The organism is Microbacterium sp. NPDC057741, from assembly GCF_042798735.1.
Taxonomy (GTDB): Bacteria; Actinomycetota; Actinomycetes; order Actinomycetales; family Microbacteriaceae; genus Microbacterium.
Genome location: NZ_JBHVJW010000007.1, coordinates 190980 through 215738, shown reverse-complemented (window position 1 = coordinate 215738; position 24759 = coordinate 190980). Strand labels below are relative to the sequence as shown.

The 24759-nt window shown below is 69.3% G+C and carries 26 protein-coding genes and 1 tRNA gene; 10 read left to right on the top strand and 17 right to left on the bottom strand.

All coding sequences use genetic code 11. From position 1 onward, the window contains the following. Positions 1-10: 10 nt before the first annotated feature. The 4 genes from hisH to ACFVDO_RS18780 are packed head-to-tail and all read right to left on the bottom strand — an operon-like array spanning position 11 to position 2706. Positions 11-646, bottom strand: a complete 636-nt coding sequence (gene hisH, locus ACFVDO_RS18795; protein WP_378857508.1) for an imidazole glycerol phosphate synthase subunit HisH — start codon at positions 644-646, stop codon at positions 11-13. Next, a complete protein-coding gene (gene hisB / locus ACFVDO_RS18790) occupies positions 643-1245 on the bottom strand; it encodes an imidazoleglycerol-phosphate dehydratase HisB (RefSeq protein WP_378857506.1) in 603 nt (200 codons plus the stop codon). Before hisB ends, hisH begins: the two co-directional genes overlap by 4 nt. Continuing rightward, a complete protein-coding gene (locus tag ACFVDO_RS18785; RefSeq protein ID WP_378857504.1) occupies positions 1242-2324 on the bottom strand; it encodes a histidinol-phosphate transaminase in 1083 nt (360 codons plus the stop codon). Before ACFVDO_RS18785 ends, hisB begins: the two co-directional genes overlap by 4 nt. A gap of 31 nt (positions 2325-2355) precedes the next feature. Further along, positions 2356-2706: a LysM peptidoglycan-binding domain-containing protein gene (locus ACFVDO_RS18780; protein ID WP_378857502.1), complete on the bottom strand. Its 351-nt coding sequence runs from the start codon at positions 2704-2706 to the stop codon at positions 2356-2358. A 274-nt stretch (positions 2707-2980) separates the two neighbouring features. Between ACFVDO_RS18780 and lexA the strand changes: the two genes are divergently transcribed. The 3 genes from lexA to ACFVDO_RS18765 all read left to right on the top strand — a co-directional run bounded on the left by lexA (position 2981) and on the right by ACFVDO_RS18765 (position 7187). Beyond that, a complete protein-coding gene (lexA, locus tag ACFVDO_RS18775) occupies positions 2981-3667 on the top strand; it encodes a transcriptional repressor LexA (protein WP_378857500.1) in 687 nt (228 codons plus the stop codon). Positions 3668-3771: 104 nt separating this feature from the next. Next, positions 3772-5628, top strand: a complete 1857-nt coding sequence (locus tag ACFVDO_RS18770; RefSeq protein ID WP_378857498.1) for a prolyl oligopeptidase family serine peptidase — start codon at positions 3772-3774, stop codon at positions 5626-5628. Positions 5629-5654: 26 nt separating this feature from the next. Beyond that, positions 5655-7187: a fatty acyl-CoA synthetase gene (locus tag ACFVDO_RS18765; protein ID WP_378857496.1), complete on the top strand. Its 1533-nt coding sequence runs from the start codon at positions 5655-5657 to the stop codon at positions 7185-7187. Between the two features lie 8 nt (positions 7188-7195). On the opposite strand, the gene smpB is transcribed toward ACFVDO_RS18765, so the two are convergent. Genes smpB through ftsE form a run of 3 tightly spaced genes read right to left on the bottom strand, consistent with a single transcriptional unit; the run spans position 7196 to position 9655 of the window. Next, the gene (smpB, locus tag ACFVDO_RS18760; protein ID WP_378857494.1) at positions 7196-7672 is read right to left on the bottom strand and encodes an SsrA-binding protein SmpB; all 477 of its coding nucleotides are present in this window, start codon (positions 7670-7672) and stop codon (positions 7196-7198) included. Between the two features lie 40 nt (positions 7673-7712). Beyond that, positions 7713-8627 carry a permease-like cell division protein FtsX gene (gene ftsX / locus ACFVDO_RS18755; RefSeq protein ID WP_378857492.1) on the bottom strand — a complete coding sequence of 305 codons (915 nt, stop codon included), beginning with the start codon at positions 8625-8627 and terminating at the stop codon, positions 7713-7715. Then, complete coding sequence (gene ftsE / locus ACFVDO_RS18750; RefSeq protein WP_378857490.1) at positions 8624-9655, bottom strand: cell division ATP-binding protein FtsE; 1032 nt, start codon at positions 9653-9655, stop codon at positions 8624-8626. The genes ftsX and ftsE overlap by 4 nt, the downstream gene beginning before the upstream one ends. Before the next feature lie 188 nt (positions 9656-9843). On the opposite strand from ftsE, the gene ACFVDO_RS18745 reads away from it, so the two are divergent. Further along, a complete protein-coding gene (locus tag ACFVDO_RS18745) occupies positions 9844-10716 on the top strand; it encodes a DUF2510 domain-containing protein (protein WP_378857488.1) in 873 nt (290 codons plus the stop codon). 92 nt (positions 10717-10808) lie between these two features. Next, positions 10809-11756 carry a DUF2510 domain-containing protein gene (locus tag ACFVDO_RS18740; RefSeq protein WP_378857486.1) on the top strand — a complete coding sequence of 316 codons (948 nt, stop codon included), beginning with the start codon at positions 10809-10811 and terminating at the stop codon, positions 11754-11756. A 6-nt stretch (positions 11757-11762) separates the two neighbouring features. Here ACFVDO_RS18740 and prfB read toward each other — a convergent pair whose 3' ends face one another. Then, positions 11763-12875: a peptide chain release factor 2 gene (gene prfB / locus ACFVDO_RS18735; protein WP_378857484.1), complete on the bottom strand. Its 1113-nt coding sequence runs from the start codon at positions 12873-12875 to the stop codon at positions 11763-11765. Positions 12876-12934: 59 nt separating this feature from the next. On the opposite strand from prfB, the gene ACFVDO_RS18730 reads away from it, so the two are divergent. Both ACFVDO_RS18730 and ACFVDO_RS18725 read left to right on the top strand, forming a co-directional pair. Beyond that, positions 12935-13738, top strand: coding sequence for an endo alpha-1,4 polygalactosaminidase (locus tag ACFVDO_RS18730; RefSeq protein WP_378857482.1), 804 nt, complete (start codon positions 12935-12937; stop codon positions 13736-13738). An 82-nt stretch (positions 13739-13820) separates the two neighbouring features. Further along, positions 13821-15011 (top strand): MFS transporter, encoded by a 1191-nt coding sequence (locus tag ACFVDO_RS18725; protein WP_378857564.1) that lies wholly within the window; start codon positions 13821-13823, stop codon positions 15009-15011. A 67-nt stretch (positions 15012-15078) separates the two neighbouring features. Here the strand turns inward: ACFVDO_RS18725 and ACFVDO_RS18720 are convergent, their stop codons facing one another. From ACFVDO_RS18720 to ACFVDO_RS18690, 7 genes are read right to left on the bottom strand one after another with little or no spacing between them, the layout of a single operon-like run. Continuing rightward, positions 15079-15516: a hypothetical protein gene (locus tag ACFVDO_RS18720; RefSeq protein WP_378857480.1), complete on the bottom strand. Its 438-nt coding sequence runs from the start codon at positions 15514-15516 to the stop codon at positions 15079-15081. Further along, on the bottom strand, positions 15513-15962 hold the full coding sequence (locus ACFVDO_RS18715; protein ID WP_378857478.1) for a TadE family protein: 450 nt from the start codon (positions 15960-15962) through the stop codon (positions 15513-15515). Before ACFVDO_RS18715 ends, ACFVDO_RS18720 begins: the two co-directional genes overlap by 4 nt. Next, positions 15931-16335 carry a TadE/TadG family type IV pilus assembly protein gene (locus ACFVDO_RS18710; RefSeq protein ID WP_378857476.1) on the bottom strand — a complete coding sequence of 135 codons (405 nt, stop codon included), beginning with the start codon at positions 16333-16335 and terminating at the stop codon, positions 15931-15933. The genes ACFVDO_RS18715 and ACFVDO_RS18710 overlap by 32 nt, the downstream gene beginning before the upstream one ends. A gap of 6 nt (positions 16336-16341) precedes the next feature. Beyond that, entirely contained in the window at positions 16342-16530 is a 189-nt protein-coding gene (locus ACFVDO_RS18705) for a hypothetical protein (RefSeq protein WP_157310751.1), read from the bottom strand. Between the two features lie 20 nt (positions 16531-16550). Next, positions 16551-17489 (bottom strand): type II secretion system F family protein, encoded by a 939-nt coding sequence (locus ACFVDO_RS18700; RefSeq protein ID WP_378857474.1) that lies wholly within the window; start codon positions 17487-17489, stop codon positions 16551-16553. Then, positions 17486-18343 carry a type II secretion system F family protein gene (locus tag ACFVDO_RS18695; protein ID WP_378857472.1) on the bottom strand — a complete coding sequence of 286 codons (858 nt, stop codon included), beginning with the start codon at positions 18341-18343 and terminating at the stop codon, positions 17486-17488. The genes ACFVDO_RS18700 and ACFVDO_RS18695 overlap by 4 nt, the downstream gene beginning before the upstream one ends. Further along, entirely contained in the window at positions 18340-19482 is a 1143-nt protein-coding gene (locus ACFVDO_RS18690; protein WP_378857470.1) for a CpaF family protein, read from the bottom strand. Before ACFVDO_RS18690 ends, ACFVDO_RS18695 begins: the two co-directional genes overlap by 4 nt. A 79-nt stretch (positions 19483-19561) precedes the next feature. Here ACFVDO_RS18690 and ACFVDO_RS18685 point away from each other — a divergent pair. Next, positions 19562-19643 (top strand) — tRNA-Leu (locus ACFVDO_RS18685). A 292-nt stretch (positions 19644-19935) separates the two neighbouring features. Further along, positions 19936-20694 (top strand): DedA family protein, encoded by a 759-nt coding sequence (locus ACFVDO_RS18680; RefSeq protein WP_378857468.1) that lies wholly within the window; start codon positions 19936-19938, stop codon positions 20692-20694. A 27-nt stretch (positions 20695-20721) separates the two neighbouring features. Here ACFVDO_RS18680 and ACFVDO_RS18675 read toward each other — a convergent pair whose 3' ends face one another. After that, on the bottom strand, positions 20722-21531 hold the full coding sequence (locus ACFVDO_RS18675; RefSeq protein WP_378857466.1) for a Ku protein: 810 nt from the start codon (positions 21529-21531) through the stop codon (positions 20722-20724). A gap of 46 nt (positions 21532-21577) precedes the next feature. On the opposite strand from ACFVDO_RS18675, the gene ACFVDO_RS18670 reads away from it, so the two are divergent. Further along, complete coding sequence (locus ACFVDO_RS18670) at positions 21578-24010, top strand: ATP-dependent DNA ligase (protein WP_378857464.1); 2433 nt, start codon at positions 21578-21580, stop codon at positions 24008-24010. Here ACFVDO_RS18670 and ACFVDO_RS18665 read toward each other — a convergent pair. Continuing rightward, positions 24007-24648 carry a TetR/AcrR family transcriptional regulator gene (locus tag ACFVDO_RS18665; protein WP_378857462.1) on the bottom strand — a complete coding sequence of 214 codons (642 nt, stop codon included), beginning with the start codon at positions 24646-24648 and terminating at the stop codon, positions 24007-24009. The genes ACFVDO_RS18670 and ACFVDO_RS18665 overlap by 4 nt on opposite strands. Positions 24649-24759 lie beyond the last annotated feature (111 nt).

Sequence of the window (24759 nt, the reverse complement as noted above, 5' to 3'; positions counted from 1 at the left end):
CCGCGAGGGTTCAGAGCGAGGCCACCCAGTTGCGCAGCATCCGGATGCCGGCGTCGCCGGACTTTTCAGGATGGAACTGCGTCGCGGCCAGCGGTCCGTTCTCGACGGCTGCGAGGAACCGCTCGCCGTACGTCGCGTAGGTCACCGCGGGCTGCGGGAACGGCGCCTGCACGTCGAGCTCCCACTCCTTGGCGGCGAAGGAGTGCACGAAGTAGAACCGCTCCTGCTCGATGCCGCGGAACAGGACCGATCCCTCCCCCGGCTCCACCGTGTTCCAGCCCATGTGCGGGAGCACCGGGGAGTCGAGTTCGGTGACCGTGCCCGGCCACTCGCCGAGCCCCTCGGCATCCTGCCCTCGCTCGACCCCGCGCTCGAACATGACCTGCATGCCCACGCAGACACCGAGAACTGCGCGACCGCCGGCCAGACGCCGCTCGATGATCTCGTCGCCGCCGTGCGCGCGCAGCGCGGTCGCGACGGCCGCGAACGCGCCGACTCCTGGGACGAACAGCCCGTCGGCCTCGAGAGCCCTGGTGCGGTCACCGGTCAGCTCGACCTCCGCACCGGCGGCGGCAAGCGCCTTGACTGCGGAGTGCACGTTGCCGGAGCCGTAGTCGTAGACGACGACGCGAGACTCCGCGCTCACAGTGCGCCCTTGGTCGACGGAATCCCCTGGACAAGCGGGTCGAGCGCCTTGGCCTGCCGGAACGCGCGTGCGAAGGCCTTGAACTCGGCCTCGGCGATGTGGTGCGGGTCGCGGCCGCCAAGCACGCGCACGTGCACAGTCAGACCGGCGTGATACGTGATCGCCTCGAACGCGTGACGCACCAGCGACCCGGTGAAGTGTCCGCCGATGAGGTGGAACTCGAAGCCCTCCGGCTCACCGGAGTGCACGAGGTAGGGACGGCCGGAGATGTCGACGACCGCCTGCGCGAGTGCCTCGTCGAGCGGCACCAGCGCATCGCCGTAGCGTGAGATGCCCGCCTTGTCGCCCAGCGCCTCCCGGATCGCGTCGCCCAGCACGATCGACACATCCTCCACGGTGTGGTGCGCGTCGATGTGGGTGTCGCCCGAGGCGCGCACGGTGAGGTCGGTGAGCGAGTGCTTCGCGAATGCGGTGAGCAGGTGGTCGAAGAACGGCACCGAGGTGTCGATGCTGCTGCGGCCGGTGCCGTCGAGATTCAGCTCGAGCTCGACGGTGGACTCGGACGTGCTGCGGGTGCGGCTGGCGGTGCGGTCGCTCATACTGCCGATCCTAGCGAGGCCATGGCATCGAGGAACGCGGTGGTCTCGGCCTCGGTGCCCGCGCTGACGCGGAGGTGCCCAGGGATGCCGATGTCGCGGATCAGCACGCCGCGGTCGTACAGGGCGCGCCAGGTCGCGTGCGGGTCGTCGACGCCGCCGAACAGCACGAAGTTGGACCAGGACTCGTGCGGCGCGTAGCCAAGGACGGTCAGCCCCTCGGTGATGCGATCGCGCTGCACCACGATGTCGTCGACCATGCGCAGCATGATGTCAGAATTGCGCAGTGCGGCAGTCGCGGCCGCCTGCGTGAGAGCACTGAGGTGGTAGGGCAGGCGGACCAGACGGAGTGCATCCACGAAGGCCGGGTCGGCGGCGAGATAGCCGACGCGCGCGCCTGCGAAGGCGAACGCCTTGCTCATCGTGCGCGAGACGCACATGCGCGGCCTCCCCTCGAGCAGCGTGAGCGCCGAGGTCGCATCCTTCGGGGCGAACTCGTGGTACGCCTCGTCGACGATCACCACGCCCCGGGCGGCCTCATAGACCGCTTCCACGACGTCGAGCCCCAACGGGGTGCCTGTGGGGTTGTTGGGCGCGCACAGGAAGACGACGTCGGGGTCGGCCGCGGCGACCTGCGCCGCGGCATCCTTCGGGGTGATCCGGTAGTCGTCACCGCGCGTGCCGGCGATCCACCGCGCACCGGTGCCCTGCGCGAGCAGGGGGTACATCGAATACGTGGGGGCGAACCCGAAGGCCGTGCGGCCAGGACCGGCGAAGGCCTGCAGGATGTGCTGGAGCACCTCGTTCGACCCGTTGCCCGCCCAGATCTGTTCCGGTCGCAGACCGTGGCCGAGGTAGTTCGCGAAGCCCTCGCGCAGCCGTGAGAACTCGCGGTCGGGGTAGCGGTTCACCTCGCGCAGCGCCGCCGCGACACCATCGAGGATCTGAGCCGCGACATCGTCCGGAACCGGATGGGTGTTCTCATTGACGTTCAGCGCAACCGGCAGCGGCGCCTGGGGCGCGCCGTACGGTGTGAGTCCGCGCAGATCATCGCGGAGGGGCAGCTCGTCTAGTGAGGTCACCCGTCAATCGTATGGCGGCCGCTGCTCCGCTTCACTCCGTGTAACGCGTGGGGATCGCGAGCACCTGACCCACCTGCAGGGCACCGCCGTGCAGGTTGTTCAGACTGCTGATCTCGTCGATGACGTCGCGCGGGTCAGTGCCGGGGGCGACCTCGCCTGCGATCGACCAGAGCGTGTCTCCGGGCATGACCAGGACGGTCTCGAAGTCGACCGGAGCGGCATGCTCGCCGGAGGCGAGAGCGGAGCCACCGGCGATGCCCGCGTAAGCGATTCCGAAGGCGATCGGAGCGGCGACGAGGGCGCTCAGCACGCGGCGTCCGCGCCGCGTCATGCGCAGGCGAGTGCCGATGACTGCAGTGGGGGCGATGCCGATGGTGCTCATGTCGTGCTCCTCGTCAGATGGAATCAGCTTTCGCATCCGCCGCTCGGCCGGGAACGGCGGATGCGAAGCTGTGTTCCGAACTTATCTTCGATATCGAATACTTGTCAAGCGTTCTTCGAAATCCAGGACCCCGATACGCCGACACGCTCGAACAGATCTTCCGATTCCGGCGACTTCTCGGATACGGTTTCGATAACGACACCCCATCACGGACCACCGACATTCGAATCGGCTGCTCTCGGAGCACGGTGGGCCGGCGCACGAAGGAGCACCGATGAGCGACATCGCAGGCAACGCATCCGAGGTGCCGCGCACCCGCCGCCGCAAGAGCCTGAGCGCGAAGCAGATGGCGATCCTGGAGGTCATCCAGACCTCCATCGCGACCTACGGGTATCCGCCGAGCATGCGCGAGATCGGCGACGCTGTGGGGCTGAAATCGTTGTCCAGTGTCACCCACCAGCTCGGCCAGCTCGAGCTCAGCGGCTATCTTCGCCGCGATCCGGGCAAGACGCGCGCCATGGAGGTGCTGATCGACCTGCCGGGAACGAGCACCGAGAACCCCGCCGACGCCGTTCCCCCGGTAGGCGACGCCGCCCTGGTGCCCCTGGTCGGCCAGATCGCCGCCGGCGTCCCCATCACGGCCGAGCAGCAGGTGGAGGAGATCTTCCCCCTCCCCCGGCAGCTGGTCGGCAAGGGCGAGCTGTTCATGCTGAAGGTGCAGGGCGAGTCGATGATCGACGCCGCCATCTGCGACGGGGACTGGGTCGTGGTCCGCTCGCAGAGCACCGCCGAGAACGGTGAGATCGTCGCGGCGATGCTCGACGGCGAGGCCACGGTGAAGACGTTCCGGCAGCGCGACGGCCACACCTGGCTGCTGCCGCGCAACTCGTCCTTCGAGCCGATCCTCGGCGATGACGCCGTCGTCCTCGGCAAGATCGTCGCGGTGCTCCGCGCGGTCTGAACACCGCACACACGACGAAGGCACTCCCCGATCCGGGGAGTGCCTTCGTCGTTGTTGCGCGCACGCGCCCCGCATGTTGTGTGACGGGGCTCTACGCTCGAGACATGGCACCCGCGTACGGCACCTGGCCCTCCCCCTTCGACGCCGCGAGCATGGCGGCTGCATCGCCGCGGATCGACGGCGCACGATTCGTCGGCGACGAGATCTGGTGGGGCGAGTCGGTGCCCGCCGAGGGCGGCCGCATCGCGGTGCGCAGCTCGACCGGCGCCGAGATCCTGCCGTCACCCTGGAACGCGCGCTCTCGCGTGCACGAGTACGGCGGCGGAGCCTGGACGGCGGACGCCGCCGGCACCCTGTACTTCGTCGAAGGCGGCGACCAGCGGGTGTATCGGATGCCGCGGGGCGGCTCGCCCGAGCCGATCACCGAGGCTGGTCCCCAGTACGGCGGTCTGTCTGTGCAGCGCGGGCGCCTGCTCGCGGTGCGTGAGGACCTGCGCCCCGAGAAGCACGTCCGGGCGATCGTGGAGATCCCCACCGACGGCTCCGCCGCCGACAGCGACGACGCCGTGCGCGTCTTCGCCTCGACGAGCGGCTTCGTCGCGCATCCCGCGCTCTCCCCCGACGGCACTCGCATCGCCTGGGTGCAGTGGAGCACGGAGCGGATGCCGTGGGAGCAATGCCTCCTGCACCTCGCCGCCATCGGCGCCGACGAACTCGCCACCATCGGCACCAGTGCAGCGCTGCAGCCGGAGTGGGTGACTGACACCGAGCTGCTGTTCCTGGACGACCCGAAAGGGCGCTGGAACCTCGAACGCGTCGAGCTGGACGGCCTCCACGTCGTCTCGCGGACCGCGTACCCGATCGACGCCGACACCGGCGGCGGACTGTGGGTGCTCGGCAACCGCTGGTACCGCCCGCTGGACGACGGTCGCATCGCAGCCGTGCGCACGAACGGCGCGGACGAGCTCGTGCTGGTCGAGCGCGATGGAACGAGCACACATCTGTCGCTGCCGGTGACGGCCGAGGCCAGCATCGACGATGCCGCCGGCGGACGCATCCTCGTCTCCGGCGCCGGCGCGACCGTCGATCGTGGCCTGTGGGTGCTGGACACCGAGACCGGTGAGGCCTTCGCGGTGCGCGGCGGTGCCCACGTCGATCGGGACTGGGCGGCTGCGCCGCGACCGGTGACCTTCGACGGGCCGCACGGACCCGTGCACGCATTCGACTACCCGCCGACCCACCCGAACGCCGAAGCAGCCGAAGGCGAGCTGCCGCCCTACATCGTCATGGTGCACGGCGGGCCCACCGCGCACGTCGGCGGGGCGGCATCCACCGCCTACACGTACTGGACGAGCCGCGGCATCGGCATCCTCGACGTGAACTACGGCGGCTCCACCGGGTACGGCCGCGCCTATCGCGAGCGCCTGGACGGTCAGTGGGGCGTGGCCGATGTGGACGACGTGATCGCGGCGGCACGGGGCCTGGCTGCGTCCGGTGCCGCAGACCCGGATCGCATCGCCATCCGCGGCGGCTCGGCGGGCGGCTGGACGGTGCTCTGCGCGCTCGTGCGCGGCGGCGCCTTCGCCGCCGGGATCAGCAGGTACGGCGTCGCCGACCTGCGGATGCTGGCGTCGGACACCCACGACTTCGAGAAGAACTACCTCATCGGATTGGTCGGCCCGCTGCCCGAGGCGGAGCAGACGTACATCGAACGGTCGCCGCTCACCCACCCCGACCGCATCGACGTGCCGGTGCTGCTGCTGCAGGGCGCGGATGACAGGGTCGTGCCGCCGAACCAGTCCGAGGCGATCAGGGACGCCCTCGCCGCCCGAGGCATCCCGCACGAGTACGTGCTGTTCCCCGGCGAGGGCCACGGCTTCCGACGCGCCGAGAACATCATCGCCGCCTTCGAGGCGGAGCTCGCGTTCCTGGGCAGGAGCTTCGGCTTCACGCCGGCATGAGCGCGGGCTGGGATAGCGTGAGCGTCATGACGACGACGTCCGCATCCCAGTCCTGGTGCAGCAACACCGTCGACGCGGTTCTGCGGCGCAGCAGCTCCCGCGACCCGCTCGCGCTCGCCCTCCGCTTCGAGGATCGGGACTGGAGCTATCGCGAGCTCGACGACGCGGTGACCAGAGCCGCCGCCGAGCTGCGCGGATGGGGCCTGGCCGCCGGCGAGCGCGTGGTCACCTACGGCACGAACTCCGACGTCTACGTCATCGCTTTCCTCGCGATCGCCAGAGCCGGACTCGTCCACGTGCCGGTCAACTATGCGCTGCACGGCGCGGAACTCGCCTACGTGATCGCGCAGTCGGGCGCACGTGCCGCACTGGTCGACCCGCAGCTGCGAGCGCACTTCGACGCGGTGCGCCCGGACACGGCGGTGGAGCTCGTCGCCTCACTGCGCGACGATGACGACTCGCTGCTGACGCACGCCCGCTCGGGCGCTGTGCCGGAGCTGCCGGCGGATGCGGACGGCGAGAGCCTCGTGCAGCTGCTGTACACCTCGGGCACCACCTCCCAGCCCAAGGGAGCGATGCTCACTCACGCGGCTCTCGTGGCCGAGTACTCCTCGGTGATCGTCGCGCTGGATCTCAAGCCGGATGATGCCCCGCTGATCTGCATGCCGCTTTACCACTCGGCGGCGATGCACGTGTTCATGCTCCCCTATCTCGCCATCGGCGCCACCGTGCGGCTGCTGCCCGCCCCCGACATCCCGCGGATCCTGCGCACCATCGCGGAGGAGCGCATCGGCTCGCTGTTCCTGGCCCCGACGGTGTGGGTGCCGCTGGCCGGCCACCCCGATCTGGAGGACGCGGACCTCTCATCACTCACCAAGGCCCAGTACGGCGCGTCGATCATGCCCGTCACCGTGCTGAACCGGCTGCGCGAGCGGTATCCCACGCTGGGCTTCTACAACTGCTTCGGGCAGTCCGAGATCGGTCCGCTGGCGACCGTGCTGCGCCCCGAGGAGCACGCGGAGCGGCCCGCTTCCGCGGGGCGACCCATCCTGTTCGTGGAGACCCGGGTGGTCGACGAGAACGGCGCGGAGGCAGCCGTCGGCGAGCCCGGCGAGGTGCTGTACCGCTCCCCGCAGCTGGCGCAGGGCTATTGGGACAAGCCGGAGGAGACGGCCGAGGCCTTCCGCGACGGCTGGTTCCACTCCGGCGACCTGGTCACGCGCGACGAGGCCGGGTACCTGACCGTCGTCGACCGCATCAAGGATGCGATCAACACGGGCGGGATCATGGTGGCATCCCGCGAGGTGGAGGACGCGGTGTACACGCATCCGGATGTCGCCGAGGTCGCGGTCATCGGCGTGCCTGACGAGCGCTGGATCGAGGCGATCGTGGCGTACGTGGTCCGCAGACCGGAGACCTCGGTCACCGAAGTCGAGCTCATCGCCCACGTGAAGGACCGGCTGTCCTCGTTCAAGGTGCCCAAAGCCGTACGGTTCATCGACGAGCTGCCGCGGAACCAGAGCGGGAAGATCCTCAAGCGCGAACTTCGCGACGCCTGATCCGGCTCCTACTCGCCCATCCGGTTGCGCATGCGCATCGCGCGCTCGGCCTCACGGGTGTCCTGACGCTCACGCAGGGTCTGGCGCTTGTCGAATTCGCGCTTGCCCTTGGCCAGTGCGATCTCGACCTTGGCCCGACCGTCCGAGAAGTACAGCCGCAGCGGAATCAGCGTGTAGCCGCCCGCCGACACCGCGTGCTCGAGCTTGGCGATCTCCTCGCGGTGCAGCAGCAGCTTGCGGATGCGCTTGGACGCGTGGTTGGTCCAGTGCCCCTGCGAGTACTCCGGGATGTGCACGGCGTCGAGATAGGCCTCGCCGCCCTTGATGAACGCGTAACCGTCACTGAGGTTGGCGCGCCCCTGGCGCAGCGACTTCACCTCGGTGCCGGTGAGCACGAGGCCCGCCTCATACGACTTCTCGATGTTGTAGTCGTGGCGCGCGCGACGGTTGGTCGCGATGACCTTCTCACCGCGTTCCCTGGGCATGTTCTTCTCCTGACGACAGACAGCCCTCAAGCCTACAGGGTCAGGTGCGCAGCCAGCGCCGGATGGCGAATCCTGCAGACAGCGCCGCCAGGAGGACGCCGATGACGATCAGCACGGGCACCACGAACACGGCGTCCTGCATGCCCACCAGCGGGCGCATGAACGGAACCCGCTCCGCGAGGTATCCCTCCACACCGAACTTCACCCCGGCGAGCACGGCGATGCCGGCCAGCACCGAGCCGATGAACGCCGAGAACACGCCCTCCAGCACGAACGGCGTCTGGATCGCCCTGTTCGACGCGCCGACCAGACGCATGATGCCGATCTCCTTGCGCCGCGCATAGGCCGAGAGCCGGATGGTGGTCGCGATCAGCAGCACCGCGGCGATCAGCATCAGCACGGCGATGCCGACCGCGATGTACGTGGCCACGGTGAGGGCGGAGAAGAGCGGATCGAGCAGCTTGCGCTGATCGTTGACCTCGTCGACTCCGGCCATGCCGCCGACAGCCTCGGTGATCACATCCGACTTCGATGGGTCCTTGAGAGTCACCCGGAACGACTCGGACATCGCGTCGACGCCGTAGACGTCGGCCTGCTCCTTGCCGAACTGGGCGACGAAGTCCTTGAACGCCTCCTCCTTCGTCTCGAAGCGCAGCTCGCTGATCAGCGGCTTGAGCGCCTCTCCCTCGAGTTGCGCCTTGACAGCGTCGACCTGGTCCTGCGTGGCGACGCCGTCGGCGCATCCCGGTGTGGTCGACAGCGGCGAGCACAGGTACACGGTGACCTCGGCGCGCTCGCCCCAGAAGGCCTTCATCGTGCTGATCTGGGTCTGCATCAGGATGGCGGCGCCGACGAACGTCAGCGACACGAAGGTGACCAGAATGACCGAGATCACCATCGAGAGGTTGCGGCGGAGGCCGCCGAGGGCCTCCTTCAGAATGAGTCCGAAGTTCACGAGGTGGGTCCCACTTCCTCGTCGTCGTCATCGCTCAGCCCCAGGCGACCGGCGACGCCGAGCTCGGCGACGTCCACGTCGGGCATGACGATCGGATGCGTGCGGGGGTGCGCCCCGTCCGGTGGAAGGGCCGGGGCTGTCGGTTCGGGGACCGCAGGCTGCGCTGCCGCTGCGGCATCTGACACAGCCACCTGCGGCGGGAGCGGAACGGGCTCGGCATCCTTCACATCCGGCACGATCACCGGGACGGCCTCGGTCTGCCGCTGCACCTCCTGCACCTTGGTGAGCGCGGCGGTCGCCGCGACCCCGCGCAGCGCCTCCGGCGTGAGCATCGGGATGTTCGAGGTGTCTCCGTAGCCGCCGCTGCTCTCGTCACGCACCATCACGCCGTCCTGCAGCTCGATGACGCGGCGCTGCATCTGGTCGACGAAGCCTGCCTCGTGCGTGGCCATGAGCACCGTGGTGCCGCCGGCGTTGACCCGCGCGAGCAGCTGCATGATGCCCACCGAGGTCGCCGGGTCGAGGTTTCCGGTCGGCTCGTCGGCGAGCAGGATCTGCGGCCGGTTCACCAGGGCGCGGGCGATCGCGACGCGCTGCTGCTCGCCTCCTGAGAGCTCATGCGGCATCCGCTTCTCCTTGCCTTCGAGGCCGACGAGCGCCAGCGCCTCGGGCACGGCCTGCTGGATGAACCCGCGGGAGGAGCCGATCACCTGCAGCGAGAAGGCGACGTTCTGGTACACGGTCTTCGAGGGCAGCAGGCGGAAGTCCTGGAACACCGAACCGATGTTCCGCCGGAAGTAAGGCACCTTGCGGTTGGCGAGTGAGCGCAGGTCACGGCCCAGCACGGCCACACGGCCGGTGGTGGGCACATCCTCGCGCAGGATGAGGCGGAGGCAGGTGGATTTGCCCGACCCCGAGGCTCCCACGAGGAAGACGAACTCGCCCCGCTCCACCTCGAAGTCGACCTCGTCCAGGGCGGGACGCTTGGTGCCGCGGTACCGTTTGGTGACGTTCTCGAATCGGATCATGGCCTTTCGAGCCTAAGCGGGCCCGGGGCGCAGACCCTGAGCGACACTCCCCCGCGCGCCGACCGCCACGCCGATGGGCAGCACTGCCCATGGCCCGCCGTGCGCATGGCTGATATACACGTACACGGGGGCGATCACGCCCATCACGGAGGATCGGCGCCGGCATCATCGGCGCGACGAGGAGCATCATGAGCATTCCCGCAGGTTGGTACGACGACGGCTCCGGCCGGCAGCGCTGGTGGGACGGAGCACAGTGGACCGACCAGTTCGCGACCGAGCAGTTCGAGGGCGGCGCGCCGCGATCGGCTGACAACCTGACCGAGGGGCTCTCCGCGGAACTCGCCGCGGCCGGCCTTCCCGAGGCTTCCGGCCCGCAGGGCCCCGGCGTGACCGCCCAGGGCTACCCGCTCACCGGCCAGACGCCGGATCTCCCCTATGCCGGCGCGTACGCACCGAGCGCCTACCCCGTCGGCGGTGTCCCCGGAGGCCCCGAGAAGAAGAAGGTCTCGGTGCTCGCCTGGATCGCCTTCGGCATCGCGATCCTGGGTCTGCTCATCTGCTGGATCCCGTTCGTGGGCGCCTTCCTGCCGTTCGTCGGACTCGTGCTGTCGATCATCGCCCTGTTCCTGAAGGGCGCCAAGTGGCCGGGCATCGTCGGCCTGGTGGTATCCGTCATCGGCCTGATCGTGTCGATCCTGATCATCGTGGGCATCGTCTACTGGGCCAACAACGTCAGCGACTACGAGAGCTCCCCCCTCAGCACTTCGGACACCCAGACCGAGGACACGGACGACGGCGGCTCGTCGTCGACGGGCGAGGGCCGTCCGACGGCCGACGAGGTCGCCAGCGGCATCGAGACCATCATCGCCGGAACCGGCACCACGGAGAGCTTCACCGACTCGCAGGTGCAGTGCTTCGGCGAGGAGTTCGTCGCCTCTGACATCCCCGACGACGTGCTGCAGGTGATCGCCTCCGGCGAGCCGGCACTCACAGACGCGACGGCTCTTTCGGCCTTCAGCCAGGAGCTCATGGACGCTGCACCGACCTGCGCCCTGCGCTGAGTCGCCGAACGAAACGCCAACATCAGGAAGGGCCCGGCACCGCCGGGCCCTTCCTCGTATCTCGGTGGCGGCCGGGCGTGGGAAGATGAGCCATGAGCATCCCCGCAGGCTGGTACGACGACGGTTCCGGTCGCCAGCGCTGGTGGGACGGAACGCAGTGGACCGAGCATTTCGCGCCGGTCGAGGCTGCCCCGGTCCCCGTCTTCGAGCCGCCCTACGTGGCGCCCGCACCGCAGCTTCAGCAGTCGTACCAGGCGGGAAATCCGCTGGTCGCGCCCGGATATCCGGGTGGGCAGCCCTATGCCGCATCCGCCTCTTTCGCCACGGCGCCGGTAACGGCACCTGCTGCACGCCGGCCGTCCGCGCTCGGCTGGGTCGCGCTCGCGGTGTCGGTCGCAGGGGCAGTGCTCGCATGCATACCGCCGATTTTCGGCGTCGGGCTGCTCGTGCTCCTGGCCGGGATCGTGCTCTCGATCATCGCGCTGGTGCGTCCTGGCGCACGCTGGCCGGGCGTCACCGGAATCATCCTGTCGGCGGTCGGAGCGCTCGCTGTGCTGACGACACTCGTGACTGCGGCGATGGTCAGCGGTTTCAGGGAGCTGCAGGGCGACACCGAGCCGTGGCCGGCCTCCACCTCATCACCCGATGCGACGACGCCACCAGGATCGGAGATCATCGAGTGGTGGGAGCTCGAGGTCGGCGACTGCATGCCGAGCGATCAGCCGTACACCGATGACAGCGGCGAGCTCGTCATCGTGCCATGCTCGTCGCCGCACTCGGATGAGGTGTTCCACGAGTACGAGATGTCGCAGGACGCCTACCCCGGCGACAAGGCGACCGAGCTCGAAGCCACGGAGAAATGCAGTGAGGCGTTCACCGACTTCGTGGGGCTGACCTACGAGCAGTCCGAGTTGGAGTACTACGGGATCTGGCCCAACGAGGACACCTGGAACTACGACGACGATCGCGCCGTGCAGTGCGTCATCTACGACGAGAACGGCGACGTCGTCACCGGCACGCTGGAGGGCGCGGCGCGCTGACGCGGATCAGTCGTCCTCGTCGCGGCGCTTGCGCCAGCGGATGCCGGCCGAGATGAAGCCGTCCAGGTCGCCGTCGAAGACGTTCGCCGGGTTGCCGGACTCGTATCCGGTACGCAGGTCCTTCACCAGCTGCTGGCCGTAGAGGAAGTAGGAGCGCATCTGGTCGCCCCAACTCGCGGTGATAGTGCCCGCGAGCTCCTTCTTCTTCGCGGCCTCCTGCTCCTTCTGCAGCAGCAGCAGGCGGGTCTGCAGCACGCGCATGGCGGCGGCGCGGTTCTGGATCTGCGACTTCTCGTTCTGCATCGAGACGACGATGCCGGTGGGGAGGTGCGTGAGGCGCACGGCCGAGTCGGTGGTGTTGACCGACTGGCCGCCGGGGCCGGACGAGCGGAACACGTCGACGCGGATGTCGGCCTCGGGGATGTCGACCTCGGTGGCCTCCTCCATGAGCGGGATGACCTCGACCGCGGCGAAGGAGGTCTGGCGCTTGTCTGCGGAGCCGAACGGGCTGATCCTGGCGAGGCGATGCGTGCCGGCCTCGACCGAGATGGTGCCGAACGCGTAGGGTGCGTCGATCTCGAAGGTGGCGGACTTGATGCCCGCGCCCTCCGCGTAGGAGGTGTCCATCACCTTGACGGGGTACTTGTGGCGCTCGGCCCAGCGCAGGTACATGCGCATGAGCATCTCGGCGAAGTCGGTGGCGTCGTCGCCGCCGGCACCGGAGCGGATGGTAACGATCGCGGCGCGCTCGTCGTACTCGCCGTCGAGCAGCGTCTGCACCTCGAGCTGGTTGATGGTCTCGGTGAGGGTCGCGAGCTCGGCACGGGCCTCCTGTGCGGAGTCCTCGTCGCCCATCTCGTTGGCGAGGTCGACGAGCACCTCGAGGTCGTCCAGGCGCCGGGCGATGCCCTCGATGCGCGCGAGTTCGGACTGACGGTGGCTAAGGGCGCTGGTGACCTTCTGGGCGCGCTCGGTGTCGTCCCAGAGGTCGGGAGCGCCGGCCTCCTCGCTGAGTCGCGCGATCTCGTCGCGCAGTCGGGAGACGTCGACGACCTCACGGATGTCGCCGAAGGTGAGTCGCAGGGCCTGGATGTCGGCGGAGAGATCGAGTTCGAGCATGGTCCCACCAGCCTACCGCCGCGCGGGTCGGACACCGATCTGCGTGGTTAGTGTGGACTGTGCCCTCCCTCACGCTCCGCGCCCGCTTCTGCTGCGGAGCACTGCTGGCGGCCGCCGTCGCCCTGACCGGGTGCGCCTCCCCCGCCTCATCCGACCTGCTGCCTGTCGGCGGGGTCGACTATCAGCTGGGCACGCCGTACGAGCCGGCGGAGGGCACGTCGATCGTCGCCAGGGACCGGAGTTCGCAGCCGGCATCCGGCGTGTTCTCGATCTGCTACGTCAACGCGTTCCAGACGCAGCCGGGCGAACTCGCGGACTGGCCGGATGACGCGCTGCTGCGCTCGGGCGGCGAGATCGTTCATGATTCGGACTGGCCCGACGAGGTGCTGCTCGACATCGGCGACGCCGAAGTGCGGGACGTCGTCGTGGAGCGCGTCGGCGGGTGGATCGAGGACTGCGCGGATGCCGGTTTCGACGCCGTGGAGCTGGACAACCTGGACAGCTTCACCCGCTCAGGTGGGGCGTTCGACGCGGACGACGCCGTGCAGACCGCCGCGCGACTGGTGGCTGCGGCGCACGAAGCGGGCCTGCCTGTCGGGCAGAAGAACGCGGCGGAGCACACGGAGCGCATGCGGCACGAAGCCGGCTTCGACTTCGCGGTCGCCGAGGAATGCGCGGCATTCGACGAGTGCTCGGCGTACACGAACGTGTACGGAGCGGACGTGATCGACATCGAGTATCCCGACACGCTCGACGACTTCGCCGCTGCCTGCGAGTCGGGCAGTCTGCCCGACCGGACGGTGCTGCGTGATCGCCTGCTCGTCGCATCCGGCCAGAAGGGCTACCTGCTCCAGCGCTGCTGAGGCCCGCGCCATCGGTGGACTGCAGCGGCAGTAGCGTGGTGCTGTGAGCAGTGCATCCACGGTCCTGAGACAGTTCGGGCCGATGGTGTACGCACCGACCCTGCTGTTCTCCATCGGCGATGGGGCGATCATCCCGCTCATCCCGATCATCGCCTCGCGGCTGGGTGCCGACGTCGCGCTGGCCGCACTGGTGGCTTCCGCCATCGTCGTCGGCGAGCTGGTCGGCAATCTGCCGGCCGGGTGGGCTGTCGCCAGGCTCGGCGAGCGCTGGACGATGCTCGTCGCGGGCCTCGTGTCGATGTGTTCCGCCGTGCTGATGCTGCTCTCCTCGCAGCTGTGGGCGTTCACGGCTTCCGTGTTCCTGATGGGGTTCTGCGCGGCGGCGTTCGGCCTGGCGCGGCACGCTTTCATGACGACCAGGGTGCCGATCGCGTTCCGTGCCAGAGCCCTGTCGCTGCTGGGCGGCAGCAACAGGCTCGGCGTGTTCATCGGCCCGTTCGTGGCCGCCGTGCTGCTCGGACTGTTCGGCGCCCCGGATGCTGCGATCTGGTTCTTCCTGGTGTGCGTCGGCGCGACGGTGGTACTGGTGGCATTCGGTCCGGACCCGGAGAAGGAGTACGTCCCGGCGTCAATGGCTGCCTCGGCGCCGGCGCCGCGCAGTGCGCCCGGCACCGGCGTCATCCGCACGATGTGGAACAACCGTCAGGTGCTCGCACGTCTCGGAGTGGCGGCCGCCGCACTCTCCGCCGTGCGCTCGACACGGCAGGTGGTGCTGCCGCTGTGGGGCGTCTCGCTCGGGCTCGACGCGCAGACGATCGCGATCGTGGTCGGCATCTCGGGTGCGATCGACTTCGCCCTGTTCTACGCCAGCGGCCAGGTTATGGATCGCTTCGGCCGCCTCTGGGCTGCGCTGCCGGCGACGGTCCTGATGGGCCTCGGGTTCCTGGCGCTCGCCTTCACGCACGAGCTCGACTCGGCGACGGTCTGGTTCGTCGCGCTCGGTGGCGTGCTGGGACTGGGCAACGGGCTCTCCAGCGGCATCCTGATGACGCTCGGGGCCGACACCGCTCCGCAGTCCGAACCCGCTGCGTACCTCGGGTCGTGGCGCACGCTGACGAATGCCGGCGCGGCGACCGCGCCGCTGGTGGTCTCCGCGATCACCGCGGCGACAGCTCTCCCGATCGCCGTCGGAGTGATGGGTGCGGTCGGGCTGCTCGGCGCCGCCGGATTCCTGCGCTGGATCCCACGGTTCGTGCCGCGGATGCCGACATAGGTCAACCGGGCGGTCGTCTACCCACTTCCGTGGGCGAAGTGCATCCCCTGTGGATGGATCGATCCGGTCACTGCAGCGCCGTGCGGCTGGTCGCGGTGGCGCGCAGCGGCACGCCATCGGGCACGAACGGTGAGAACAGCGGCGGATGCCACGCCGCGGCGACGGTCACGCGGGCCGAGACGCCGTCCGGGCTCGAAGCCGACACGAGTGCCGCATCCGGGGCGGTCGTCGAGACGATCGCCTCCGCCTGCTCGTGGATCAGGTCGTCGGTGAGTTCGGCGCGCACCTCGCCGTCATCGGCGGTCAGGCTGAAGCCGTCCGCCCCGGCGAGCGCCACCGCATCGGCGAGCGCGTCGAGCCGTTTCTGCGCGATGTACAAGTCGGTGGCGCATACGCATACGAAGATGACGGCGATGGCGAGCACCACGTAGCCGAGGATGAGCGGCAGGATGCTGCCGTCCTCGTCGTCGGCAACGGTGTGGCGGATGCGGGCGACGCCGGTCATTCCTCACCCCACAGCCGGGAGGCCTTCTGCGCGGCGGAGGCCTCGATCGGGATCGCCGTGATCTCGTCGAGCCCGGCGATCGGCGGCATGAACGGCAGCACCGCGCGGGTGGACACCGTCACGATCACCGTCGCTCCGGCTCGGGGGCAGGCACCGCCGGCGGGAACGCAGCTCAGAGCGACGTCGACGTCGCCCATGCCGTACTCCTCGCGCACGCTGGCGAGCACGGCGTCAGCGCGTGCCGTCGCCGCCCCGGAATCGGATGCCTGGCTGATGGCCCGCGCGGTGTGCCGCGCGGCGGCCTCGGCGCCCAGGGTCTGCTCCTGCACGGACCCCAGCGCGATCACGAGGTACACCAGCGGTACGAGCAGCAGCACGCCGGCCGTGATGAACTCCAGCGCAGCAGAGCCCTCCTCATCCGTCGCCCAGAGTCTCCACCGGCGCATGCGCTTCCACCTCCATCGCGTAAGGGACGCCGATCATGCCGATCACGGGCAGGGTCGCGCGCACCCGCACCACGACGGTCGGATGACCGAGACGGGCGCTCTCCCCGACGGCGACGTCCTCGGCGAAGTCGGTACCAACGGCTCGCGTGATCACCTGCTCGGTGCGCTCGGCTCCCTCGGCGAGGGTCGTGTCGGCGAGGGCCGCGTAGTGTGCTCCTTCGACCGCCGCATCATGCACGACGTTGCGCACGTACACGGCGAACCCCAGCTGCAGGACCGCGAGCGTGAGCGCGGTGAGCAGCGCACCCACGAGGACGAACTCGACGGGGCTGGACCCGCTGTCGTCGCTCAGCACGCGCTCCCGTCTGGACACGTGCGGTCAGCCGATGCCCGAGACGCTGGACATCGCCTGCTTGAACAGATCCGTCAGCGCCGGACCGGCGACAGCCCAGATCAGAACGACAAGACCTGCCGTCATCAACGTGACCAGCACCCAGCCCGGAACGTCGCCGCGCTCGTCGGCGGCGAGTTCCTGCGCGTCGCGGAACCAGCGTCTGATGGTCTTCATGTGTTTCCTCCGATCGGGGCTCAGCCGAGGCCGAGCCGCAGTATGAACATCCCCGGGTAGATCGCGAAAAGAACGCTCAACGGCAGAATCAGGAAGACGAGCGGAAGGAGCATCAGGATCTCCTTGCGCCCTGCCTGCTCGATGAGCACGCGCTTGGCCTCTTCGCGGGCGTCCCCGGCCTGTGCCTGCAGCACACCGGCCAGCGGCGCACCGTGTTCCAGCGCCGCGACCAGTTGATCGACTGCTCGGCTCAGCGCCGGCAACTGCAATCGGCCCGCCATCTCGATCAGGGCATCGGCGAGCGACGACCCGGTGTTCACGGCCAGCACCACCCTCCGCAGCTCCTCTGTGAGCTCGCCCGTGCCGATCGACGACACCCGCTTCAGCGCATCGGGCAGCGACTCTCCCGCCGACAGGCACAGCGCGAGGAACTCCAGCATGGTCGGCAGCTCATCGGCCAACCGTGCGCGGCGGGCCTTCGCGCGTGCGGTCAGCTGGGCGTCGTAGCCCACCGCGGCGACAGCCGCGCAGATGATCGGCAGCAGCGCGGCAGGCACGCTCAGCCGCCCCGACAACGCCAGTGCGACGACCGCGATCGCACCGAGCATGAGGCCCGTCAGGCCCCAGCCCAGCTGACGGGCGCGGAAGCGTGCCGGGTCCTGATCGCTGCCGGCCTGCGACAGACGCTGGCGCAGCACCTCACCACCACCCAGCATCCGTTCGAATGCCGACTGCACTCGATCCCGCACGCCCCGACCGTTCACCGGCAGCACGCCCGAGCTGGGAAGGACGCCCGAGGGCAGCAGCTCATCGGGCACGACATCGCGCACATAGGGGGCGATCCGGCGGTCCAGCGGCAGCGCGCGCCAGCGCGGAAGTGCGAACAGGATCGCGATCAGCCCCGCGGCGAGCGCCCCGCCGAGCAGTACCGCGATGGCGGCATCGGTCACGCCGCTCACCCGAACCACCGTCCCGGCTCCGGAAGGCGGCCGATACGCAGCATCATGCGGTACGCCACGACCGACACGATCGCGCCCACGACGATCACGAGCACGCCTTCGGGAGTCGAATAGGCCCGAGCGCCCTCCGGCCGCATCGCCAGCAGCGCGAGGATCACCCAGGGGGCGATGGTGCCGAGCACTGCCGCACCGCGGATCCAGGACTGCCGCGCCTCGACCTCGCCGCGCAGCGCGGCATCCGCACGGACCGACGATGACAGCGCACGCAGCACGCCGGTCAACTCCGTGCCGCCCACCTGGCGCGCCATCCGCAGCGTCTCGATGATCCGATCGGCGATCGGGTCGGCCAGCGTCGCCTTCAGCCGGTCGAGGCTGCTCTCGAAGCGCCCGGTCGCTCGCAGGTCACGGGCGAACACGGCGAACGCCGGGCGCACCGCCTGCGGCGCGCTCTCGGCAAGGGAGGCGACGGCATCTGGCAGGGACAGGCCGACGCGGATCGCCGCGACGAGCAGGTCGCAGACGTCGGGCCACAGCTGTCGGCGTGCTTTGCGCAGCCGCAGCCGGCGCCCGCGCAGGAACAGCACCGGCGCGGCGGCTCCCACGAGTCCGGCGAGGACGCCGAGCACCGGCAGCGAGGTGAGCAGCCAGGCGATGGCCGCCGCGCCGAGAGCGGCGGCGACCATGACCGCGATCAGTGTGCGCGCCGAGGTGCGCCCGTAGCCGGATTCGCCGAGCAGCCGCGTGAGCGCACCGGCTCGCGCCGGACGCGGCTCGCGCGCGCCCGCAGGCCACAGCCACGGCGAGACCAGGAGCACCAGTCCGGCGGCGAGCATCGCACCGAGGAGCAGCGTCATGCGACGTCACCGGCCCGGTAGACCGCACGCGTGAGGATGCGGCCGCCGGAGACCTCACCGGTCGGCGCCAGGATCTCGGCCACCCTGCGGCGTCCGTCGCTTTCACGCACGACGTGCACGACGAGTGACACGGACGCGGCGAGCGCCGGCGCGATGAACGACCGATCGATGTTGCGGCCGGCCAGCAGTGGCAGCAGACACAGCTTGTCGAGCGCCTCGGACGCGGAGTTCGCGTGGATCGTCCCGGCTGCAGGCACTCCGGTGTTCAGCGCAAGCACCAGGTCGAGTGCCTCCGCGTCGCGCACCTCCCCGACGACGAGCCGCTCCGGGCGCATGCGAAGCGCTTCCTTCACCAGGCGGCGGAGCGTGATCTCGCCGCTGCCCTCCAGGCTCGCCTGGCGACCCTGGAGGGCGACGACGTCGGGGCCCTCCACGGCGAGCTCGAAGGTCTCCTCGACGGTGATGATGCGCTGCTCGTCCGCACAGGAGGCCAGCAGCGCGCCCAGCAGTGTGGTCTTTCCCGCATGGGTCGCGCCGGACACGATCACGCTGCGTCCCTCGGCGACCGCGACACGCAGCATCCGCCCGACCTCCGGCGGCATGGTCCCGACCGCAACCAGCGAATCGAGGGTGCGGTGCTGCGGCAGGAACTTGCGGATGTTCACGGCCCACGAGCCGCGCACCACGTCCGCGATCGCGACGTGCAGGCGAGAGCCGTCAGGCAGCGAGGCGTCGACGAAGGGCATGCTGATGTCGACCCGACGACCCGTGGAATGCAGCATCCGCTCCACGAGATCGCGCACGATCGCGTCGGTGAGGTGCAGGTCCAGCCTGATCTTCTCACCGTCGCGGATCACGAAGATCCGCTCCGGCGAGTTGATCACGATCTCCTCGATCGTGGGGTCGTCGAGCAGCGGCTGCAGCGCGCCGAAGCCCGACACGGATGCCAGGACATCGCGCACCAGCGCCGGCTCGTCGTCGATGAACAGTTCGCCGCGGGCGAGCGCCATGTCGTTGTGCCGCCGCACCTCGGCCTGCGCGATGCGCCGGGCCTCGTCGGGTGCCGTGGACGGATCGGTGTTCTCCAGGCGCAGGCGGCGCCGCACGCGCTCGGCGACCACGACGGACGGATGACTCACGAGGGCATCGTGTCAGAAAACGCGAAACGGCCTCGAAAGTTATCCACAGGGATCCCGACAGTAGACTGACTCACGCCGCGCGGGAGTGGTGAAATCGGTAGACACGCAGGATTTAGGTTCCTGTGCCCTCGGGCGTGTGGGTTCAAGTCCCACCTTCCGCACTTCAGTCTCCCGACCGGGCCGGAGGTTCGGTCGGGAGACCGAAGTCTGAAGTCAGGCGCCTTGGGCAACGGGGCCCCACCGGCGCGGAGGCTCCGCGCGACGCGCAGCGGCGCGTGGAGGGCGCCGGAGGGACTCAAGTCCCACCTTCCGCACTTCGGGTCATCACCCGCATCCCAGGCAGAGTCACAGCCTGCGCAGCACCGCACGCCTCTATGCTTGATCCCGGGCAGGGGTGCCGTTCTTCGGTGTTCCCGCATGCCCGCTTCTCACAGCATTCGACGGGAGCCTCTCTTGCACCACGCCGGACTCATCCCCTGGCTCGACCCCGCCACGATCATCGGCGGCGCGGGCCCATGGGCACTCGCAGTCGTGTGCTTCATCATCTTCGCCGAGACCGGCCTGCTGATCGGCTTCCTGCTGCCCGGTGACACGCTCCTCGTCATCTCCGGTCTGCTCACGCACACCAACGACGTGTTCGGCATCAACATCTGGGTGGTGTCGCTGCTCATCGCGCTGGCGGCGTTCATCGGCGGCGAGGTCGGATACTACATCGGCCACAAGGGTGGCCCCGCGGTCTTCGAGCGCAAGGAGTCCGGCCTGTTCAGCATGAAGAACGTCGAACGCACGAACGCGTTCTTCGAGCGCTTCGGCGGACTGACGATCGTGCTGGCCCGCTTCGTGCCGATGGTGCGCACCTTCGCCCCGGTGGCCGCGGGCGTCGGGCACATGCCGTGGAAGCGCTACTCGCTGTACAACCTGATCGGCGCCGTGCTGTGGGGCTTCGGCCTGACGATGTTCGGCTACGTCATCGCCTACATCCCGTGGCTCAGCGAGTTCGTGCAGTCGTACATCGACCTGATCCTGATCGCCGCCGTTCTCGGCACCGCGCTCGTCACCGTCTGGCACTACCTGTCCGAGCGCCGCAAGGTGCGCCGCGAGGCCGCGCAGGACAAGGCTGCGGGCGTGACGGCTCCCGAGACGTCGGCGCTCGTCCTGGACCCTGAGGTCTTCGACCGCGCGCCCGACTTCGACGGCGACGGCAAGCACTAGCGCGCGGGCCGTGCAGGAGGATGCCTGCTATCCGGCATCCTTCGCGCGCTCGGCCTTCGACCGCTCGACGCTGGCGCGAAGCGCCTCCATCAGGTCGATGACCTCGCCGCCCTCCGCCGCGCCCTCCTCGGCGAACGTCTCCGCGACGTCGAAGCCCTCGCCGGCCTCGATCTTCGCGTCGATGAGGGTGCGCAGCTCCTTCTGGTACTCGTCCACGAACGCCTCGGGGTCGAAGTCCCCGGAGTAGCTCTCCACGAGCGAAGCCGACAGCTCGAGTTCCTTCTTGCTGATCTCCACGTCCTCGGCGAGCGACTCGAAGGCAGCCTCGCGCACCTCATCGGCCCACAGCAGGGTCTGCAGCACCAGCACGTCGCCGCGCACGCGCAGCGCCGCCAGCCGGGTCTTCTGCCTCAGCGTGAATCGCACGATCGCCGTGCGGTCGGTCTCCTCCAGCGTGCGCCGCAGCAGAACGTATGCCTTCGGCGACTTCGAATCCGGCTCCAGGTAGTAGGCCTTGTCGAGGGTCAGCAGGTCGACCTGTTCGGTGGGCACGAACTCCACCACATCGATCTCTCTGCTCTTCTCGGCCGGCAGCGCGGCGAGGTCGTCCTTGGTCAGCACCACCGTCTGCCCGTCCTCGTCGACGAACGCCCGGTCGATGTCGGCGTAGGGCACCGTCTGCCCGCACACCTCGCACGTGCGCTGGTAGCGGATGCGGCCGCCGTCGGCGTCGTGCACCTGATGCAGCGGCACGTCGTGGTCCTCAGTGGCCGAGTACACCTTCACCGGCACATTCACCAGCCCGAAGGTCAGGGCGCCCTTCCAGATCGTCCTCATGGCACCAGTACACACCAGCGGTACACGCCCGGGCTACCCTTTCGTCATGGCATCCGGCGGGCAGGTCGTGCAGATCGACGGCCGCCGCATGCGCGTCACGAACCTCGACAAGGTGGTCTACCCCGAGACCGGCACGACCAAAGGCGAGATCATCGACTACGTCACCCGCATCGCGCCGGTGATGCTGCCACTGCTGCGCGGACGGCCGGTGACCCGCAAGCGCTGGGTCGAGGGTGTCGGCACTGCGGACGCACCGGCGTCGTCCTTCTTCACGAAGCAGCTCGAGCCCGGCGCGCCGGAGTGGATCAGACGGAAGCCGATCGAGCACTCCGACGGGACGAAGGAGTACCCGCTGGCGGAAGATGTGCCGACGCTGGTCTGGCTGGCGCAGGTGGCCGCGCTCGAGCTGCACGTGCCGCAGTGGCGGTTCACTCCCTCCGGTGGCCGCGGCCGCCCCGACCGGCTCGTGCTCGACCTCGACCCCGGTCCCGGCGCCGGGCTCGCCGAGTGCGCGGAGGTCGCGCGCGTCGCGCGCGGCATCCTCACCGGCATGGGGCTCAATCCGGTGCCGGTGACAAGCGGCAGCAAGGGAATCCACCTCTACGCCGCGCTGCCTGTCGAAGATGACGGGACGGGTTCGCAGACCAGCGAGCAGACCTCCGCGGTCGCGAAGGAGCTGGCGCGGATGATCGAGGCCGATCATCCCGACCTCGCGACCAGCGTGATGTCGAAGGCGCTGCGCCCCGGCAAGGTGTTCATCGACTGGAGCCAGAACAGCGCTTCGAAGACGACGATCGCGCCCTACTCACTGCGCGGCAGGGCGCGGCCGTGGGTGGCGGCGCCGCGCACCTGGGCGGAGCTCGACGACACGAACCTCGCCCAGCTCGAGTTCGGCGAGGTGCTCGAACGGGTCGCCGCCGGCATCGATCCGTTCGCTGAGGCTCGCTTCATGAGCGAGGAGCGCAGCGACGAGACGAAGGGGAACCCAGCCCCTCCCGCGCTCGGCCCGTACCTCGCCAAGCGCGACGCCGCGAAGACTCCTGAGCCGATGCCTCGAACGGCCGCGGAAGGCTCCCATTCGACGCGGTTCGTGATCCAGGAGCACCACGCCAGCAGTCTGCATCACGACCTGCGCATCGAGCGCCACGGGGTGCTGATCAGCTGGGCCGTGCCCAAGGGCGTGCCGGAGTCCCCCGCCCGCAACCATCTCGCGGTCATGACCGAGCCGCACCCGCTCGAGTACCTCGAGTTCGAGGGCACCATCCCGCATGGCGAGTACGGCGCCGGCGGCATGACGATCTGGGACACCGGCACCGTCGACCTGGAGAAGTGGCGCGACGACGAGGTGATCGGCACCTTCACCGGCCGCCCCGGCGGGCGGCTCGGCACGGCCCGGCTCGCGCTGATCCGAACATCCGGCAACGGCGAGAAGTCGCAGTGGCTGCTGCACCGGATGAAGGAGGGCCGGTCGCACCGACATCCTGCGTCCACGATCACCCCGAAGAGCGCGGATGCCCCGCAGCCGATGCTCGCCGAGACCGGCACCATCGGTCTCGCGCGAGCGCGCGGCTGGGCGGAGATCAAGTGGGATGGCATCCGCGCGCTGGGCACGTGGTCGACGCAGGAGGGGGCGGACGGGCGGATGCTGCTGCATGCGCGCAGCGGCGCCGACGTCACAGCCCGCTACCCGGAGCTGACCGCCGACGGTGCCCCGCATCTGCCCGCAGAGAACGCGGTCGTCGACGGCGAGATCGTCGCCTTCGACAGCGAGGGGCGCCCGAGCTTCACCAGGCTGCAGGACCGCATGCATCTGACCAGGGCGCGCGAGATCGAGCGCGAGGTGGTGCGCACGCCGGTGGTCTACCTGCTGTTCGACCTGCTGCGGCTGAACGGCCACGACCTGACCGGCATGCCGCTGCGGCAGCGCAGGGAGCTGCTCGAGCAGGTCGCTGACGGGCTGGACGCCCCCGTGCGCGTCGCGCCGGTGTTCGACGACGTCGACGCCGCCCTCGCCGCGAGTCGGGAGTTCGGATTGGAGGGCGTCGTCGCCAAGGACCCGGAGTCGCCCTACCGCGAGGGCGCGCGCTCACCCGCCTGGCTCAAGCTCAAGCTGACCCGCGCCCAGGAGGCCGCGATCGTCGGCATCCGCCCCGGCAACGGCGACCGCGCGGACACGTTCGGATCGCTCCTTCTGGCTGTGCCGGACGACGACGGCGCCCTGCGCTACGCGGGCCGGGTGGGCACCGGGTTCACCGATCGGATGCTGCGCGACATCCTCGCCCGGCTGCAGCCACTGCGCGTCGACATGCCGCCGGTCGAAGTGCCACAGCCGGAGGCCTCAGACGCTCTCTGGGTGCGTCCGGAGCTGGTCGGCGAGGTCGAGTTCGCGAACTGGACGCCCGGCGGCATCCTGCGACACGCGCGCTGGCGCGGCCTGCGGCCGGACAAGAGCGTGCCGGAGCTGCGCCGGGAGAGCTAGTCCGCGCCGGACGGGATGGGGGCTGCTCCGGGAGCGCTTGTGAGGGTGGCCCAGCCTGCCATCGCACCGGTGACGACGTCTTCCAGTTCTTCCCTGGTTGCGCCATCGCGAGCTTGGATCGACAGCCCCTGCACGATCGTCGCGTAGTAGCGGGCAACTGCCTCGGGGTCGATCGCTCCTGCGATGAACTCACCTTCGTCGAGGCCACGCTCGAGTCTCCGCTTGATCGCGGTGAACTGCGAGCGGCGGTTCTCGGCAAGGAACTCCCGGATCGGTTCGTTCTCGATAGCACCGGTGGGCGCAGCGAGAATCAGCATGCAGTAGTGCGGCGCGTCCGAGCGGGTGATCTGGTCAACGGTCGCACGCAGCATGGCGTGGATCGCGTCACGGGCGAGCGGATGCTGGTCCAGCGCCGCGCGCGGCGGAGCGCCGGAGGTCGCGCCATAGCGTTCCATCACCTGACGAAACAGGCTCTCCTTGCTGCCGAAGTACGAGTAGATGCTGGCTGAGGCGATTCCCATCGCCCGAGTCAGCTCGCTGAGGGAGGTGCCCTCGTAGCCACGCTCCCAGAACACCTCGAGCGCCCGCTGCAGAGCAACGTCGGGATCGAAGGTGAGGGGTCGGCCGCGGGTCGCCATCAGGTGCACCTCTCTACTTGTTTGTCGCTCGACCAATATTAGCTTGACGCGCCGTCCCCCTGGTGGCACTGTTTGTTTATTGATCGACAAACAAACCTGGATCGGATTGTC